General features: G+C 64.6%; 11 protein-coding genes and 1 tRNA gene. 10 read left to right on the top strand and 2 right to left on the bottom strand.

Going from position 1 to position 17,587, the window contains the following annotated elements; translation table 11 throughout:
- Positions 1 to 19 precede the first annotated feature (19 nt).
- From ACKVEX_RS05330 to ACKVEX_RS05315, 4 genes are all read left to right on the top strand, one after another.
- Entirely contained in the window at positions 20 to 4,084 is a 4,065-nt protein-coding gene (locus ACKVEX_RS05330) for a calcium-binding protein (protein WP_473214665.1), read from the top strand.
- Positions 4,085 to 4,203: 119 nt separating this feature from the next.
- On the top strand, positions 4,204 to 6,384 hold the full coding sequence (locus ACKVEX_RS05325; protein WP_473214664.1) for a type I secretion system permease/ATPase: 2,181 nt from the start codon (positions 4,204 to 4,206) through the stop codon (positions 6,382 to 6,384).
- A gap of 1 nt (position 6,385) precedes the next feature.
- Complete coding sequence (locus ACKVEX_RS05320) at positions 6,386 to 7,795, top strand: HlyD family type I secretion periplasmic adaptor subunit (protein WP_473214663.1); 1,410 nt, start codon at positions 6,386 to 6,388, stop codon at positions 7,793 to 7,795.
- A 101-nt stretch (positions 7,796 to 7,896) separates the two neighbouring features.
- Positions 7,897 to 7,989 (top strand) — tRNA-Ser (locus ACKVEX_RS05315).
- Between the two features lie 105 nt (positions 7,990 to 8,094).
- On the opposite strand, the gene ACKVEX_RS05310 is transcribed toward ACKVEX_RS05315, so the two are convergent.
- Entirely contained in the window at positions 8,095 to 9,501 is a 1,407-nt protein-coding gene (locus ACKVEX_RS05310) for an MBL fold metallo-hydrolase RNA specificity domain-containing protein (RefSeq protein ID WP_473214662.1), read from the bottom strand.
- Positions 9,502 to 9,603: 102 nt separating this feature from the next.
- Positions 9,604 to 10,281: an N-acyl amino acid synthase FeeM domain-containing protein gene (locus ACKVEX_RS05305; RefSeq protein ID WP_473214661.1), complete on the bottom strand. Its 678-nt coding sequence runs from the start codon at positions 10,279 to 10,281 to the stop codon at positions 9,604 to 9,606.
- A gap of 350 nt (positions 10,282 to 10,631) precedes the next feature.
- Between ACKVEX_RS05305 and ACKVEX_RS05300 the strand changes: the two genes are divergently transcribed.
- The 6 genes from ACKVEX_RS05300 to wecB all read left to right on the top strand — a co-directional run bounded on the left by ACKVEX_RS05300 (position 10,632) and on the right by wecB (position 17,581).
- Positions 10,632 to 11,228 (top strand): XrtA/PEP-CTERM system exopolysaccharide export protein, encoded by a 597-nt coding sequence (locus tag ACKVEX_RS05300; RefSeq protein WP_473214660.1) that lies wholly within the window; start codon positions 10,632 to 10,634, stop codon positions 11,226 to 11,228.
- Between the two features lie 64 nt (positions 11,229 to 11,292).
- Entirely contained in the window at positions 11,293 to 12,843 is a 1,551-nt protein-coding gene (locus tag ACKVEX_RS05295; RefSeq protein WP_473214659.1) for an XrtA system polysaccharide chain length determinant, read from the top strand.
- A 12-nt stretch (positions 12,844 to 12,855) separates the two neighbouring features.
- The gene (locus ACKVEX_RS05290; protein ID WP_473214658.1) at positions 12,856 to 13,818 is read left to right on the top strand and encodes an XrtA-associated tyrosine autokinase; all 963 of its coding nucleotides are present in this window, start codon (positions 12,856 to 12,858) and stop codon (positions 13,816 to 13,818) included.
- Entirely contained in the window at positions 13,784 to 15,343 is a 1,560-nt protein-coding gene (locus tag ACKVEX_RS05285; protein WP_473214657.1) for a TIGR03016 family PEP-CTERM system-associated outer membrane protein, read from the top strand. The genes ACKVEX_RS05290 and ACKVEX_RS05285 overlap by 35 nt, the downstream gene beginning before the upstream one ends.
- 11 nt (positions 15,344 to 15,354) lie before the next feature.
- Complete coding sequence (locus tag ACKVEX_RS05280; protein WP_473214656.1) at positions 15,355 to 16,443, top strand: XrtA/PEP-CTERM system-associated ATPase; 1,089 nt, start codon at positions 15,355 to 15,357, stop codon at positions 16,441 to 16,443.
- On the top strand, positions 16,433 to 17,581 hold the full coding sequence (gene wecB, locus ACKVEX_RS05275) for a non-hydrolyzing UDP-N-acetylglucosamine 2-epimerase (protein WP_473214655.1): 1,149 nt from the start codon (positions 16,433 to 16,435) through the stop codon (positions 17,579 to 17,581). The genes ACKVEX_RS05280 and wecB overlap by 11 nt, the downstream gene beginning before the upstream one ends.
- The last annotated feature ends 6 nt before the right edge of the window (positions 17,582 to 17,587 follow it).

The raw sequence follows: 17,587 nt of genomic DNA, 5'->3' as shown, positions 1-17,587 counted from the left end.
CCCCTTGAAGGGGGAGGGAATGGGTGTTTCGACCGCAATCAGTTTCCTGATGGCGGGCTCAACAATCATCGGCAAAATCGTAGTGGAGGAGACGAGGATGGCAACGAATGAAGAGTTGGCGAAGCTTTCGGCGCTTGCATACGAAAATGAGGGAGCTATGCCCGGTTGGGAGAGGCTCGACATTCCACCTCTCGAGAATCCGACGGGATTCCAGGGGGTGGCGTTCGTCAAAACCGCAACTGGTGAAGTCGTGGTTGCAAGTCGTGGTACGGAGATTCTCGGTGCTGACGGTGACGTGCAGGCCGACATCCAGATGGCGAAGGGTGAATTGCCGTACCAGTACATCTACGCAAAGAGGTTCTTGAACACTGTCAGGGCGGCGAATCCCGGTGCCCAGATTACGCTGACGGGTCACTCGCTTGGGGGTTCCCTGACTCAACTCCTGGCCGCGGAGACCGGGTTCCAGGCTGTCACCTTCAATGCGTTTGGAACGAAGGAGTTGATTGCCGGCCTGAATGATCTGTACAGGCTAGACATCGACCCCAACGGCGACTTCGACCACATCACCAATCACCGCACCGGTTTCGACCCTTTTTCGATTGCTCCCGGAACGTCTCATCTCGGTGCGGTGGAAACGCATGTGGTGCCTTCCGAGGTCGCGGCCGCAGCAGCGGTGCTGCTCGCGTCGAGATTTCCGTTTCTGAGTGCAGCCGGCATCGGTACGCTCGGGTGGTGGTCGCATTCGATCGATCGCTTCACCAATGAGGCGATGCCGTTGCCCGGGCACAGTGTTTCTGATCTGTTCGCCGCCGAATTTCTTGAGTTCGCTTTCGGTGTGGGCGCAACCATCGACGGAATCCCCGATGCGATCGGCAATCTGTTCAATTCAGCCCAGGCCGCCATCCTCCGTCGCGACCCGCTCACACTCGATCTCGATGGCGACGGTCTGGAGACGATCGGCATCGACGCCGCGAACCCGGTGTTCTTCGACCACAACGGTGACGGCGTGCGTACCGCGTCGGGCTGGGTGCTTCCGGATGACGGGTTTCTGGTGCTCGATCGCAACGGCAACGGGACAATCGACGACGGCACGGAATTGTTCGGTGACTCGACGCCGCTGCACGACGAGACCGGTGCCGTGATCGGGCGGGCGGTGGACGGATTCGATGCGCTGGCACAGCAGGACACCAATGGCGATGGTGTCGTCGATGTCGAGGATGCCAACTGGAGCGCGCTCCGTGTGTGGCGGGACCTGAATCAGGACGGGGTCAGCCAGGCCGACGAGCTGTTCACGCTCGACGAACTCGGTATCGTGGCGCTGAGCGTCGACAAGCGCGCGAACCGCACCCCGCTGGCCAATGGCAACCTGATCGCGGATCTCGGCACCTTCACGCGGCTAGACGGATCGTCGGGCACGCTGGGCGAGGTGACCGCCGAAATGGGCGACATCGACCTGATCGAGGACACCTTCCGCAGCCGCTTCACCGACGCGATCCCGCTGACCGAGGTGACCGCCATCCTGCCGGACATGAACGGCTCGGGCGCGGTGCGCGGGCTGCGCGAGGCGGCGACGCTGTCGCCCGATCTGGCCGCACTGCTGCAGGCCTACTCCGTCGCCGACACCCGTGCCGAACAGATGGCGCTGCTCGACCAGCTGATTGTGGAGTGGGGCAGGACGTCCGAACTGGCGGTGACCGGCGACGGAGCCTACGGCGGGCGACCGACGACCGTTAACATCGCCGGCGTCGTCGCGGGAAGCGACGCGTTCGACGTGTGGATGGACCGGTTGCAGACGCTGGAGCGCTTCAGCGGACGCGCCTTCGGCGTGCCGGCAGCCGATGCCCCGCAGGTCGCCGTGGATCTCTTCGCCGAGCGACGCCATCTGCTCGACCAGGCGTGGAACGCGCTGCGCACGTCGGTCTACGATGCGCTGCTGCTGCAGACGCGGCTCCAACCCTATGTCGCGACGCTCAGCCTCTCCATCACCGACGCCGGCATCCAGTTCAGCTTCGACGGCATGCACGCGGCCTTCGAGGCCCGCTTCGCCGACGCACCGGGAGAGGCGGTTCGGGATCTGCTGGACCTGCAGCGCCTCGTCGGGACCCGGCTGGCCGGCCTGGGCTGGGATGGTCATGGACAACTGCGGGACTGGCTGGCACTCGCAGTCGACGATCCCCATCTGCTGCCCGGCATCGTCGCGGCATTGTCCGATTTCGGTTATTCGGGACTGCGGGTGGATGGCGCGGGCACTCCCCGCAGCGACGTCGTCATCGGTGCCGATGTGGGCGCGACCCTGTCCGGCGGGGCCGGGCACGACCTGGTGCTGGGCGGGCCGGGTGACGACGTGCTTCACGGCGGCGCGGGCGACGACATCCTGTATGGCGGGGAAGGCGACGACACCTATGTCTTCAGGCTTGGCGACGGTGCCGACATCATCGTCGAGACCCATGGCGATGCGGGCGAGGATGGACTGCGGTTCGGCCCCGGCATCAATCCATCGGACCTTGCGATCGTGGTCGAGGCCGACCGACTGGTTTTCGTGCATGCGAACGGCCGTGATCGCATCGCGATCGCAAACTGGTTCCACACCATGGCCGAGGATGCGTACCGGCTCGACACGGTCGGCTTCGACGATGGCCGGAGCTTTGCCCTGGATGCGATCCAGTGGGCCGGGGATGCGGGCGAGACGCTCGAGGGCCAGACGGCCAGCAACATCCTGGTCGGGGGTGCCGGCGACGATGTGCTGATCGGGGGCGACGGCAACGACTGGCTCGACGGGCGCGGTGGCGCCGACGTGATGAGCGGCGGCGACGGTGACGACACCTACATCGTCGACGATCCGGACGACGTGGTGGTCGAACATGCCGACGGCGGCATCGACACCGTCGAGAGCCGCATCTCATGGACGCTGGGCGAGCATGTCGAGAACCTGCGCCTGGTCGGCACCGCGTCGATCTCCGGCACTGGCAACGCGTTCGACAACGTCATCGTAGGCAACGCCGGCCACAACACGCTGCTCGGCCTCGCCGGTGACGACACGCTGATCGGAGGCGACGGCAACGACGTGCTGGACGGTGGCCCGGGCCGCGATCGGATGATCGGCGGCCGCGGCAACGACTTCTACCATGTCGACGATCGGGGCGACGTCGTGGTCGAGCGTGCCGGCGAAGGCATCGACACCGTGTTCAGCACGATCTCGTATGCGCTGCCCGATCATGTCGAGCATCTGCACCTGATCGGCGACGGTGCGCGCAACGGCACCGGCAACGATCTCGACAACACCATCATCGGCAACGGTGCGTCCAACCGCCTGTACGGCGGCGCCGGCAACGACACCCTCGATGGCGCTGCGGCCGCCGACTTCATGTACGGCGGGACGGGCGACGACATCTATATCGTCGACAACCCGGGCGACAAGGTCATCGAGTTCGAAGGCGAAGGGGTGGATACAGTCAGGTCCACGGTCAGCTTCAAGCTACCCGAACATGTCGAGAACCTGACCCTGCTCGGAGCGGAGCATCTGGAAGGTCGCGGTAACGAACTCGACAACATCATGGTCGGCAACGATGGCAACAATCGTCTGCATGGCGGGGACGGCAACGACGTGCTGCGCGGCGGGGCCGGTGACGATCAGCTGTATGGGGGCGACGGCGACGATGTGCTGGACGGCGGCATCGGCAACGACCATCTCGAAGGCGGACGCGGCAACGACACCTATCTGTTCGGGCGTGGCTCGGGTCAGGACACGATTCTCGATCACGATCTTACGCCCGGAAACGTCGATGTACTGAAGTTCGCAGCGGGCGTGACCGCCGATCAGCTCTGGTTCGCCCGAAACGGGTCGGATCTGGAAGTCAGCATCGTCGGCACGCCGGACAGTGTCACCGTCATGAACTGGTATGCGGACGACGCGTACCGCATCGAGCAGATCCGCACCCATGACGGTGGCCTGCTCGAGGACGGGCAGGTCGATGCGCTGGTCTCGGCGATGGCCGCATTCGCGCCGCCGGCGGCGGGCCAGAGCAGTCTGCCGGCTCATTATCGCGAGACGCTCGATCCGGTGATCGCCGCAAGCTGGCAGTAGATCCGGCTCGCGCACTCTCCTGTCCGGAGGGTGTAAGCGCGCGCCCGCGCAGGGGTAGAAGCGCGGGCGCGCCCCTTCTCACCCTCACCCTTACCCGATCAAACCCACATCGCGCCCGGATGACTTCAGACACACTCGCGTTCGCGCCGAACGCCCGCGAAGCACACGCGTCGCCCGGCTCCGCCCCGGACGCGGCGCCCGACACCGCGCTCGCCTGCCTGGTCATGCTCGCCCGCTATCACGGCGTGGCGGTCGATCCCGATCAGCTCGCGCACGAGTTCGCCCATGACGGTCAGCCCCTGAGCGTCAGTGACATCCTGCTCGCGGCAAAAAACCTGCAGCTTCAGGCCACCCGGGTGACGACGTCGCTGCAGCGCCTGGACCGTACCCCGTTGCCGGCGATAGCGGTAACCACAAGCGGCGACTTCATCGTGCTCGCACGTGCCGACGCGGACAAGGTGCTGGTCCATGATCCACGGGACCCTCGGCCGCGGGTGATCGGCCGGGACGCGTTTGCGCAGGCCTGGAACGGGCAACTGATCCTGTTCGCGTCGCGCGCGTCGATGACCGGCGAACTCGCGCGCTTCGATTTCTCGTGGTTCATCCCGGCGCTGGTCAGGCATCGGCGGCTGATCGGCGAGGTGCTGCTGGTGTCCTTCGTGCTGCAACTGTTCGCGCTGGTCACGCCCCTGTTCTTCCAGGTGGTGATGGACAAGGTGCTGGTTCATCGTGGCCTCACGACGCTGGACGTGATCGCGATCGGGCTGCTCGCGGTGTCGCTGTTCGAGGTGGTGCTGTCCGGCTTGCGCAGCTATGTGTTCGCGCACACCACCTGCCGCATCGACGTCGAACTGGGCGCACGCCTGTTCCGGCATCTGCTGGCCTTGCCGCTGGCGTACTTCCAGGCGCGGCGGGTGGGCGATTCGGTCGCGCGGGTGCGCGAGCTCGAGAGCATCCGTTCCTTCCTGACCGGCAACGCGATCACGGTCGTGCTGGACGTGTTCTTCTCGGTCGTGTTCATCGCGGTGATGCTGTTCTACAGCGGCTGGCTGACGCTGGTGGTGCTGGCGTCGCTGCCGCTGTACGCGCTGATCTCGGTGTCGATCACGCCACTGTTGCGCGCGCGGCTGCACGAGAAGTTCAACCGCGGCGCCGAAAATCAGGCTTTTCTGGTCGAGGCGGTGTCGGGGGTCGATACGATCAAGAGCATGGCGGTCGAGCCGCAGATGACGCGCCGCTGGGACAATCAGCTCGCCAGCTACGTGTCGGCCAGTTTCCGCGCCAACACGTTGTCTACGCTCGCGCACGAGAGCGTCAATCTGGTCGGCAAGCTGGTCACCGTCGGCACGCTGTGGCTGGGCGCCCGGCTGGTCATCGACGGCGAGCTGACGGTCGGGCAGTTGATCGCGTTCAACATGCTGGCCGCGCGGGTAGCCCAGCCGATCATGCGTCTGGCGCAACTGTGGACCGATTTCCAGCAGGTCGGCATCTCGGTCCAGCGCCTCGGCGACATCCTCAATACGCGAACCGAACTGGTGCGTGGCAACCGCTCGACGATGCCGCCGCTGACCGGCCGGATCGAGTTCGACCAGGTGCGCTTTCGCTATCGACCGGACGGACCGGAGGTGCTGCGCGGGGTGAGCCTCTCGGTCGAACCGGGCGAGGTCGTCGGCATCGTCGGCCGCTCCGGTTCGGGCAAGAGCACGCTCGCGCGGCTGGTGCAGCGCCTGTTCGTGCCCGAGCGGGGTCGGGTGCTGGTGGACGGCATCGATCTCGCCCAGGCCGATGCCGCGTCGCTGCGCCGCCAGATCGGCGTCGTGATGCAGGACAACCTGCTGTTCAACCGCTCGATCCGGGAGAACATCGCGCTGACCGAACCGGGCGCACCGATCGAACAGGCCATCGACGCCGCGAAGCTCGCCGGTGCGCACGACTTCATCCTGGAACTGCCCGACGGCTACGACACTGTCGTCGGCGAACACGGCTCCACTCTGTCCGGCGGGCAGCGACAGCGCATCGCGATCGCACGGGCTTTGATGGGGCGTCCGCGCATCCTGATCTTCGACGAGGCAACCAGCGCGCTCGACTACGAGTCCGAAAGCGTGATTCAGCGCAACATGCGCGCGATCTGCAGCGGGCGCACCGTCATCATCATCGCGCATCGGCTCACTGCGGTGCGCGACGCCAACCGGATCGTCGTGATGGAGCGTGGCGAGATCGTCGAGGTCGGCTCGCATGACGAACTCGCGCGCCGGCAAGGGGGCGCCTACGCGCAGCTGCTGCGTCTGCAGGGGCGCTGACATGGGCGTCCGCTTCGACGCATTTCGAGAACTGCTGCACCGCTACCGCAAGGTGTTCGGCCATGCCTGGCGACATCGCCGCGACCTGCAGCCGCCGCAGCGTCTGCCGCACGAGGCGCGTTTCCTGCCGGCGACCCTGGCCCTGCAGGAGACCCCGGTCCATCCGGCGCCGCGCATCGTTATCGGTCTGATCCTGCTGTTCGCACTGCTGGCCGTATGCTGGGCCGCATTCGGGCAGATCGACGTGGTCGCCACCGCCGGCGGCAAGATCGTGCCCGACAGCCGCAGCAAGCTGATCCAGTCGATCGAGGCCGGCACCGTCCAGGCCGTCCATGTGCGCGATGGCCAGTCGGTGCGCGCCGGCGAGCCGCTGCTGGTGCTCGACCCGACGCAGGCGCGCGCCGATGTCGAGCGCCTGCGAGGCGAGCGGGACAGCCTCGTGCTCGACGCGCACCGAAGCCGGGCACTGCTCGCCGCGCTCGAACGCGGTTCAATGTCGGATACGGATTTCGGTCCGGCCGGACTCGGAACCGTTCAGCGCGTGGTCGAAGGCACCTACGCGGCCTTTCTGTCCGCAATCGAGCAACTTGATGCCGAGATCGCCCGCCGTGAGGCCGAACGCCGCGCGACGCAGGCCCGGACCGAGAAGCTGCAACGCACGCTGCCCATCGTCGAACAGCGGGTGAGGGACCTTCGTGACCTGCTGGACAAACGCTTCGTGTCGCGCCACCACTTTCTGGAACTGGAGCAAACCCGCATCGAACAGGAACGCGAACTCGCGGCGCAACTGGAGACGCTGGCCCAGATCGATGCCGCGATCGAGGAGGCGCACCGCAACCGGGCGCGCATCATCGCGGAGACGCGACGGGAATGGCTGGACCGACTGCTGGCTGCCGAGGAACGCCGGGCGGTGCTGACGCAGGAACTGCGCAAGGCCGAGGCCCGCGAGCGCGCGTTTCGGCTGGACGCGCCGGTCGACGGCGTCGTGCAGCAGCTCGCCGTTCACACCGTCGGCGGTGTCGTGACGCCGGCGCAAGCGCTGATGGTCGTCGTGCCGCTCGACAGTCCGCTGGAGGTCGAGGCGATGGTGGCGAACAAGGACATCGGTTTCGTCGTGCCCGGCCAGCGCGTCGAGATCAAGGTCGAGACCTTTCCGTTCACCCGATACGGCACCATCGAGGGCGAGATCCTAAGCCTGTCGTCCGATGCGATCCAGCACGAGACCCTCGGCCTGGTATTCGCCGCGCGGGTGCGGCTTGCACGGGATCACCTGAATGTCGACGGCCGTCAGGTGCGGCTATCGCCCGGCATGTCGGTGCTTGTCGAGATCCGGCTCGGCAAGCGCCGCCTGTTCGAATACTTCCTCGGCCCCTTGCTCCAGGTCGCCAGCGAGAGTCTGCGCGAACGCTGATCCGGGCGAGTCTGCGGGCCCCGCAATATGCGCGCCGTCGACGTTGTCGCACGGCAGGCTTGTGCGTATAATTCGGCCTCCCGGCGATTGCCGCCGGATCCGGAGAGGTACCGAAGTGGCCATAACGGCGCCGACTCGAAATCGGATGGTCAGGGAAACCTGGCACGTGGGTTCGAATCCCACCCTCTCCGCCATATCAAAAGCAGAAAAGCCCGGGAGTTTTCCGGGCTTTTCTGCTTTTCGCGGGTGATCGGGCCGCATGGGCGCGGATCGGGCATACGTCCGCGCCGAAGCCATCCCTACGGCACGACCTTCACCTTGCCGCCGGTGCGTTCGGTCAGGTGTGTCGCCAGGGCTTCGCGCGCGGTGCGTTCGCCGTGGATCAGGCGCACTTCGCTCGGCAGGTGGCGCATGCGGGTGATGAAGCGGGTGAGGTCGTCGCGGTCGGCGTGGGCCGAGTAGCCGGACAACGTGTGGATGCCGGCGCGGATCGTGACGTGTTCGCCGTCCAGATCCACATAGCCGCCACGCGGCCCATACTGCTGAATCGTCCGGCCGGGCGTGCCGGCCGCCTGATAGCCCATGAACAGCACGTCGTTGCGCGGATCGCCGAGCATCGCCTTCAGGTAGTTTACGACACGGCCGCCCGCGCACATTCCGCTCGCCGCGATGACGACCGCGGGCTCGTCGTTGCCCGCGAGCCGGCGGACATTGGCCAGGTGCGCATCATGCGCGTCGATCGCGACGAGTTGGTCGAAGGCCAGCGGCTGGCGGCCGGCGCGGATCCTGGCGAGCGCCTCCGCATCCCAGAACGGCTTCAGGCGCCGGTATTCGTCGGTGAAGCGCTTCGCCAGCGGCGAGTCCAGATACACGCGAAGCCTGGACCACAGCGGCGCGGCCTTGCCGGACTGGCGATGGCGATGCAGCATGTCCTCCAGTTCGTAAAGCAGTTCCTGGGTCCGGCCGATGCTGAAGGCCGGGATGACCACCGTGCCGCCATCTGACAGCGCATGCACCAGTATCTGTTCGAAATACTGGCGACGGGTGCGCCGATTGGCATGGGCGCGGTCGCCGTAGGTACTCTCCAGCACGACCACGTCGGCGTGCCAGGGCGGCGTCGGCGCAGGCAGGATGGGTGCGTGCGGTGCGCCGAGATCGCCCGAGAACAGCACACGCTTGCGCTCGCCCGACTTCAGATCGTGCAGGTCGCACTCGACATACGCGGAACCGAGGATGTGGCCGGCCCGCTGCAGCCGGATGCGGCATCTCGAGTCCGGATTGTCGACCACGGTGTGCCACTGGCGGTACGGCAGTGCGACGATGCGGGATTCGACGATGCGCAGATAGCGTTCGATCAGACGTCGATCACGCGTGAAACCGAGCGCGAACGCGTCCGCGAGCACGATCGGCAGCAGCCGTGCGGAGGGTTCACTGCATAGGATCAGCCCAGTGTAACCTGCCGCCAGCAGGTACGGGATGCGTCCGACATGGTCGATATGCACATGGGTCGCGACCAGCGCCCGTACGGTGTCGATCGGGAACCCGATCTGCAGTTGCTCCGCGCTGCCGCGACCGTCCTGCGAGGTTTCCGCACCCTGAAACAGGCCGCAGTCGATCAGCAGGCTGTTGCGGCGGTCGACGACGAGTTGGTGGCAGGATCCGGTGACCCCGTCCCTGGCACCATGATGAATGATTTGAATGTCCATGACTTCATTTTATCCGTCATGATGACATGCGCAAGATCTGGCCGAAAACGATGACAAAGGGCAGTCGTCGTGAACGGCTGGGTGCTCGGTCCGGAGGGGCTGTCAAGCGGCCATCGGTACCCGTGTCACAAGGTTCTGCAACAGCGAATGCTGTTCGATCGGCGACAGGCACCGTCTGTACATGCTGCGGTCGCCCGGCTCTTTGCGGCCAGCCAGTCGACTGATCTGCTGCTCGGCATAATCCAGGCACAGATGCAGCAGCACCGCCGGCGCGTTCACCCGCGGGCAGGTCCGAACCGGGCCGGCGACCCGGTAGCCCATCATCCGCTGGTAGAAACCCGCATGCCGCGGATGAACCTCCACGAACAAATCGGTGACGCGATGGATCTGGCGGGCGAGCAGAAAGGTGATGTTGAAGATGTGGGCCATCACATCCGGCGAACTCAACTCGGGGTCGAGCGCGAGGCGGGTCACTTCACCCACCCGTCCACCGCCGGCGCGCACACGGTTGATCTCGTCGCGATACAGCGTGTCGGCCAGCAGGCCGGAGCCCGTATCGACGCCCAGCGTCAGCGTCCCGAACACCTTGTCGCCGGTGCATGCGGCCAGCGTGACCTGCTCCGGCCCCGCGGTGCTGCTGACGGTCGTGTAAGCTTGCAGGCCTCTCGAGCCATACATGTCGCCGATGAGACGACCGATCTGCGTCTGCAAGTGGGGCGCGCCGTTCGCGAGCCGGATATGATAGCCGTCGCGCACGAAGGCGAAGTCCGGGTTGATCATCGGGGCGCTTGCGGCGCGTTGTTCAGCGGTGGGGGCATGCCCGGTCGCTGGAAAAAACTGGTCGTTCCGCGCCTCTGCTCCCGTAAAAACGCTCACTCGGTGCATCAAGGTGACTCCTTGCACGATCGCCGTTCAATAATGGTCCGGACCAAGCCGGGTTCGCCTAAAATCCTGGCGCCACTATAATTTGAGCCAAACCCGCCGGATGTAAGCGGTTGTGTAATTTTTCCTTAAGTTCCGGGCTTCCATTTCTGTAGCATAGGGAACAGGCATAGAATCCGGGCTGCTCAACAATTTCGATAAGGGGTTATCCGAAGATGTCACAGAACGTTTCCAGGTCAGGAGCGGGTATGCGCTGGGTCCTCGCGATCGCCGCGGCATTGCTGCTTGCGGGGTGTAGTTCAAGTCCGTTTCCGCCCGCACCGACGCAGGCAGCCGACATCGACTATCACTATATAATCGGGCCAGGTGACAACGTCAATATCATCGTGTGGCGCAATCCTGAGTTGTCTATGTCGGTGCCGGTCCGGCCGGATGGCCGGATTACGACGCCACTGGTCGAAGACCTCCCCGCGATGGGTAAGAGCCCCACGAATCTTGCGAGAGATATCGAGGAGGAGTTGTCGCAGTTCATTCGCGAGCCGGTCGTCACGGTGATCGTAACCGGGTTCCGCGGCCCGTTCGGCGAGCAGATCCGGGTCGTCGGGGAGGCGGCTCAGCCACAGGCGCTGTCTTATGATCAGAACATGACCCTGCTGGACGTCATGATCCAGGTCGGCGGCATCACCGATTTCGCCGCCGGAAACAAGGCCTCGATTCTGCGCACAGCCGAAGGCAACAAGCAGTACAACGTCAGGATCGACGACCTGATCAAGCGCGGCGACGTGTCGGCCAACGTCGAGATGCGTCCCGGCGACGTGTTGATCATTCCGCAAAGCTGGTTCTGATCACCGCCTTTCAATCAAAAGCCGGCAATGTGCAGTCGTTGCCGGCGTCACGCTCAGCAGGCTCATGGAAGAACTACTCGCTCAGATCAATGCATACCTTCGTGGTATGTGGCGCTACCGCTGGTGGGGCCTGGCCGTCGCATGGATCGTGGCGGCAGGCGGCATCGCCTTCGTCTATCAGATGCCCGACCAGTACAGATCCTCTGCGCGCGTTTTTGTCGATACGCAATCGGTGCTCAGGCCGTTGATGAGGGGGCTCGCGGTGCAGCCCAATGTGGAGCAGCAGGTCGCGATCCTGAGTCGCACGCTGATCACCCGGCCCAATGTCGAAAAGCTGATCACCATGGCGGATCTCGACCTGACCGTAAAAACTGAAACCGAACGGGAGGAACTCATCTCGCGGCTGCAGGGTGGTTTGCGGATCGGCGGAGACGGCTCGCGCGGTACCCAGAACATCTTTACCCTGTCCTTCCAGGACGAAAGCCCGGAACGGGCCCAGCGCATCGTGCAATCGCTGGTGTCGCTGTTCGTGGAGTCCGGGCTTGTGTCGCAGCGGCAGGGCACCGACGATGCGCGGCGCTTCATCGAGGCTCAGATCTCGAACTACGAACAGCGGCTGGTCGATGCGGAGAACCGCCTCAAGGATTTCCGGCTGCGCAACATGGCGCTGCTGGGCGATGGCAGCCGAGATTTCGTATCCCAGATTGCGGCCCTTTCGGAGCAACTCGCGCAGGCCGAACTCGAGCTGAAGGAGGCGCAGAACACCCGCAGCTCACTGCAGCGTCAGATCGAGGGCGAGGAGCCGGTGTTGCTGCCGTCGCCTGGTCGTGCGATGAGCGCAACGATCCCCGAACTCGACCGTCGCATCGAGGCCCAGCAACAGAATCTCGACAACATGCTGCTGCGCTTTACCGACCAGCACCCCGATGTCGTCGGCGCACGCCGCGTGATCGAGTCGCTCGAGCAGGAGAAGCAGCGGGAGCTCGCGCTGCTCCGGGAGATCGCTCCGGAGCAGTTCGGCGCACTGGATTCGAATCCGGTGTTCCAGCAGATGCGCATCAGCCTGTCCAGTGCGGATGCGCGTGTCGCATCGCTGACCGCGCGAGCCACCGAACTGCAGTCGCGGATCGACGCATTGCGCAATTACGCCGAATTGTTGCCGCAGATCGAAGCGGAACAGGCGCAGCTCAACCGGGATTACGCGGTGCACAAGCGCAACTACGACGAACTGGTCTCGCGCCGTGAGTCCGCAGCGATGACCGCGCAGCTCGACGCGCAGTCGGGTGCCGAATTTCGGGTGATCGATCCGCCCAGCCTGCCGACGTCGCCATCCGCCCCCAACCGGCTCGTGCTGGTGCCGCTCGCCGGTGTGCTGGGGCTCGGTGCCGGCATCGCACTGGCCTTTCTGCTCGCTCAGATCCGGCCGACCATCATCGATGCCCGCATGCTGCGTAGCGTGACCGGGCTGCCGCTGCTCGGCACGGTGTCCCTGGTGCGCGACCCGGCGGTCGTTCGGTCGCGACGCGTCGGCCTGTTCATGTTCTCCAGCCTGATCCTGTTGCTTGGCGCAGCGGTCGGTGCAGCAACCGTTGCCTTGCAGATGCTGCAGGGCTGAGGAAAACCGATCATGAGTCTTATCGAGAAAGCGGTAGAGCGCCTGGACCTGCTCAAGAAGGCGGGAGCCGGTCACGATTCGTCCCAGGAAGCCAGCCCCGACCCGGTCGGCGCTACCGAGGTCGAACAGCGCATCGATGCGCCAGCGCAACGGGCAGGCGTTCCGGCGCCGCAGGCCGAGGCACGGCCCGTACCGAAGAAGAGTCCGGCCGAAGTGGTCACGATCGACATCGGCCGCCTGTCGGCCCTGCACATGGTGACCCCGGACAAACCCAAATCCGGCCTTGCCGAGCAGTTCCGGGTCATCAAGCGCCCGCTCATCCAGAACGCCAAGGGCCAGGGTGCCGCACCGATCAAGGATGGAAACCTGATCATGGTCACCAGCGCATTGCCTGGTGAAGGCAAGTCGTTCTCCGCGATCAACCTCGCCATCAGCATGGCGATGGAACTCGACTTCACCGTGTTGCTGGTCGATGCCGACTTTTCCAAACCGGCCATCCTGTCCAGGTTGGGCATCAAGGAGCGAAAGGGGCTGATGGACGTCCTCACCGGTGACGTTCCCGATCTTTCGGCTGTGTTGTTGCGCACCAATATCGAAAAGCTGACCATCCTGCCTGCGGGCATGCCGCATCCCAGGGCGACCGAACTGATTGCGTCCGACGCAATGACGCGCATGCTGGAAGAAATAGCCAGCCGTTATCCCGATCGAATCATCGTGTTCGATTCGCCCCCGCTGTTGCCGACGACCGAGGCAAGAGTGCTTGCGACCCACATGGGTCAGATCGTGCTTGTGGTCGAGGCGGATCGCACCTCTCAGGGCGCGCTCAGGCAGGCGTTGACCACGATCGAAAACTGCCCGGTCAAGCTGATGCTGCTCAACAAGGCTGCCGCACGTGAAAGGACCGGGTTGTACGGATACGGTTATGGCTATGGATATGGCTATGGGTCAGATTCCAAGACCGAAGCGGCTGCATAGTATGGGCATAGTGTTCCGGAGCCGTCGTCCATGCGTCTTCCTGGTCGTCCCGCTTTTCATGTCGATCGCGGGCCACACATACGGGCAGGTCTTCAATGTCCAGCCACGCCTGGATACCCGGCTGACCTACTCCGACAATATCGACGCGACATCGACGAACGAGCGCAGTGCCTGGATCGTCGAGGTTTCCCCGTCTATTCGGGGAGGGATCGGTCGTGAAGGCGGACGGGTCAGCACACGGTTCAATCTGGGGCTCAGCGGGTTCCAGTATTCGACCGATGAGGGCCTGGAGGACCCGAATCTCCTGCTGGATGGCGTGGCCGAGGTCGAAGCCGTCGAAGACCTGCTCTTCATCGAGATGGATGCCTCGATCAGGCGCGACAATCTGTCGACGTTTTCCGGCCGTTCGTCGAACAACCTATCGAGAAACACCTCGGACGATGAAACCCGCTCGTTTGGTCTGGCGCCCCGCCTGGAGTTTGCGCTGGGTTCCTATGCCAACGCCACGGTCCGCTATCGTCACGAGTGGTTCAGTGGCGGCGGCGACACGCTGAGTCGCGAGCGCCTGTCCGAGTGGCGTGCCGACGTAACGAGCGCCCGGGCATTCGGACCTTTCGGGTGGATGCTCAATTACGAGCGCGCCGATACCCGTTATGGCGACAGCCAGTTCGATGAGATCACCGAGGAGTCCCTGCGCGCAACGCTGACATACGCCCTCACCCCACAAGTCCAATTGCGCGGCATCGTCGGACGTGAAGACAACGATTTCGGACTGGGGCGAAGCGATCGTAACAACATAGTCGGGGCCGGCTTCGACTGGTTTCCAACGCCGCGGACGTCGATTTCGGCGACCGCCGAAGACCGCTTCTTCGGGACCGGCTACGACGTCAGCGTCAGTCATCGTCGTGCCCGGTCGAGCTTTCAACTTGCGGCGGGCCGCGATGTGCAGTCGTCGCGGGAACGTTTCGGTAGCGTCTTTCAGGACCCTTTTTTCAATGCCTTCTTCAATGATCCATCCCTGATCGCCTTGCTGCCCGATGATCTCGACCGCGAGGATTTCGTCAGGGACCTGCTCGGCCTGGCCAACGACAGCTTTCTGAGCAATGCCTTCTTCGAAACAGAGTACGTCCGCGCCACCTATACCCTTTCGGGCGTTCGCAATTCGGTTTCCTTCTCGGTGTTCAGCAACGATCGTTCCAGGGTCGCAAGTTCCTCAGGGCTTCGGGCCGATGATGTTTTCCTGGATTCGGATCGTGTCGAATCCAGTGGCGGAGCGGTGTCCTTCAATCGCCGCCTGGGCAGTCGAAGCACGCTCAATGCCAATGTCACCCGTACCGATACAGAGAGCACGGAAGGTCGAGCGCGGGAGACACGCAGGTACGTGTATTCGGTGGGCTACAGCACCAACCTGGGGGCCAGGTCGGTCGCGGGGTTGACTTATCGGCACGAGCGCTCGGACGGCACCGATCGCAATGACGACTTTACCGAAAACGTCATATCCGCAAACTTCGGCATACGTTTCTGACCAGGCTCCGAATGTACGAATCCTTCTTCAATCTCAGTGCCAAACCCTTCCAGCTCAACCCCGACCCGGCATTCTTCTTCGGCAGTCGCGGGCACCGGAGGGCGATGGCCTACCTCGAGTACGGCCTGCATCAGAACGAGGGCTTCATCGTCGTCACCGGCGAGATCGGCGCCGGCAAGACCACCTTGTTGCGCAGCCTGCTTGAGCATCTGGATGCGAAGAAGGTCGTCGCGGCCAACCTGGTCAGCACGCAGGTCAACGAAAACGAGATCCTGCGCATGGTCGCGGCCGCGTTCGGCGTGCCGTGTCGCGGGCTGGACAAGGCGGGGCTGCTGCTCGCGCTCGAAACCTTCTTCGTGTCGCTCGCGGCCAACGGCAAGCGCGCGCTGCTGATCGTCGACGAGGCGCAGAACCTGTCGCATCAGGCGGTCGAGGAGCTGCGCATGCTGTCGAACTTCCAGCTCGAGGACCATGCGCTGGTGCAGAGCTTTCTGGTCGGACAGCCCGAGTTTCGCGACATCATGCAGAGCCCGCAGATGCAGCAGTTGCGTCAGCGGGTCATCGCGTCCTACCACCTCGGGCCGATGGATTCGGCCGAGACCCGCGCCTACATCGAGCACCGGCTCGCCCATGTCGGCTGGAAGAACGATCCGTCCTTCCAGGACGAAGCCTTCAGCGTGATCTACGGCTACACCGGCGGCGTGCCACGGCGCATCAACAGCCTGTGCGACCGGCTGCTGCTCGCCGCCTATCTGTCCGACCGCCACAGCATCGGCGAGTCTGATGTGAAGGAAGTCGTGGCCGAACTGCGTCAGGAGTTCGATTCGGGGCCGCGCCGAAGCCTCGCCAGCAGGTCTCGTGGAACAGGCGCAAGTGCGGATGCGCTGGATCTCGCGGCCATCGACGCGAGTCGCCTGCAGGCCTCGGGCAGCCTCGCCGATCAGGCGGCGGGCATCGCATCGAGCTTCGATGCCCGCCGCATCGAGGCGAGGCTGGCGGCGCTGGAGCAGTCCATGGCCGCGACGCTGAACGTGCTCAACCAGTTGCTGCAGGCGGTGCGGCGCGATCAACCGTCCGACGGAGCCAAGAATGAACGCTGAAAATCCCGCGGACGCGCCGATCCTCTGTATCGTCGGCGCCCGGCCCAACTACATGAAGATGGCGCCCATCATTCGCGCCTTTTCCGCACACAATCCGCCGCTGCGCACGCTGCTGGTCCATACTGGCCAGCATTACGACGCCGCGATGAACGACCAGTTGTTCGCGGATCTGGATCTGCCGTTGCCGGACGTGAACCTCGAGGTCGGCTCCGCCAGCCATGCGGTGCAGACCGCCGAGATCATGAAGCGCTTCGAACCGGTCATCGACCAGTCTGGTGCGCGAGCGGTGCTGGTCGTCGGCGACGTCAATTCGACGATCGCGTGCGCGCTGGTCGCGGTCAAACGCAATGTGCCGGTCGTCCATGTCGAAGCCGGTCTGCGCAGCTACGACCGCAAAATGCCCGAGGAGATCAACCGCCTGCTCACGGATCAGATCTCGGATCTCCTCTACACCACCGAGCGCAGCGCGCTGGACAACCTCGGTCGCGAGGGCATTCCGGCCGAGCGTGTCGAGTTCGTCGGCAACGTGATGATCGACAGCCTGCGCGCCAGTCTGCCCAAGGCGGTCCCGGCGGGTGAATTGCTGCGCGGCGCGGGGCTGGATCCGGCCCGCATCGCCGACGGCTACGGCGTCGTCACGCTGCATCGCCCGTCCAACGTGGACAATCCGGAGGCGCTCGGCGGCATCATAGACGCGCTGGCCGATGTGGCCGCGCGCCTGCCGCTCGTCTTCGCGCTGCATCCGCGTACCCGCAACAATCTCGAGCGCTTCGGCATGTTCGACCGCCTCGATCACCCCGGTTTCATGATCCTTCCGCCGCAGGGCTATCTGCAGATGCTCGGCCTCATGTCCGGCGCCGTGATGGTTCTCACGGATTCCGGCGGCATGCAGGAGGAAACTACGGCTCTGGGCGTGCCGTGCCTCACCATCCGCGAGAACACCGAGCGGCCGATCACGGTGGAGCAGGGCACCAACACGCTGGTCGGCGTCGATCCCGACGCCATCCGGGCCGCGGCGAACGAGCTGCTGGCCGGTGGCGGCAAGCGGGGTCGGGTGCCGGAATACTGGGACGGCAGGGCGGCCGAACGCATCGCCGCCCATCTGCACGGGTGGCTCACGAGCCACGGAAAGAACTGAGAAACG

It is taken from the genome of Denitraticella aggregata, from assembly GCF_048158365.1.
Classification (GTDB): domain Bacteria; phylum Pseudomonadota; class Gammaproteobacteria; order Burkholderiales; family Rhodocyclaceae; genus Azoarcus_F.
The sequence above is the reverse complement of the archived record's forward strand: the minus strand, read 5'-3'. Positions and strand labels throughout refer to the sequence as shown.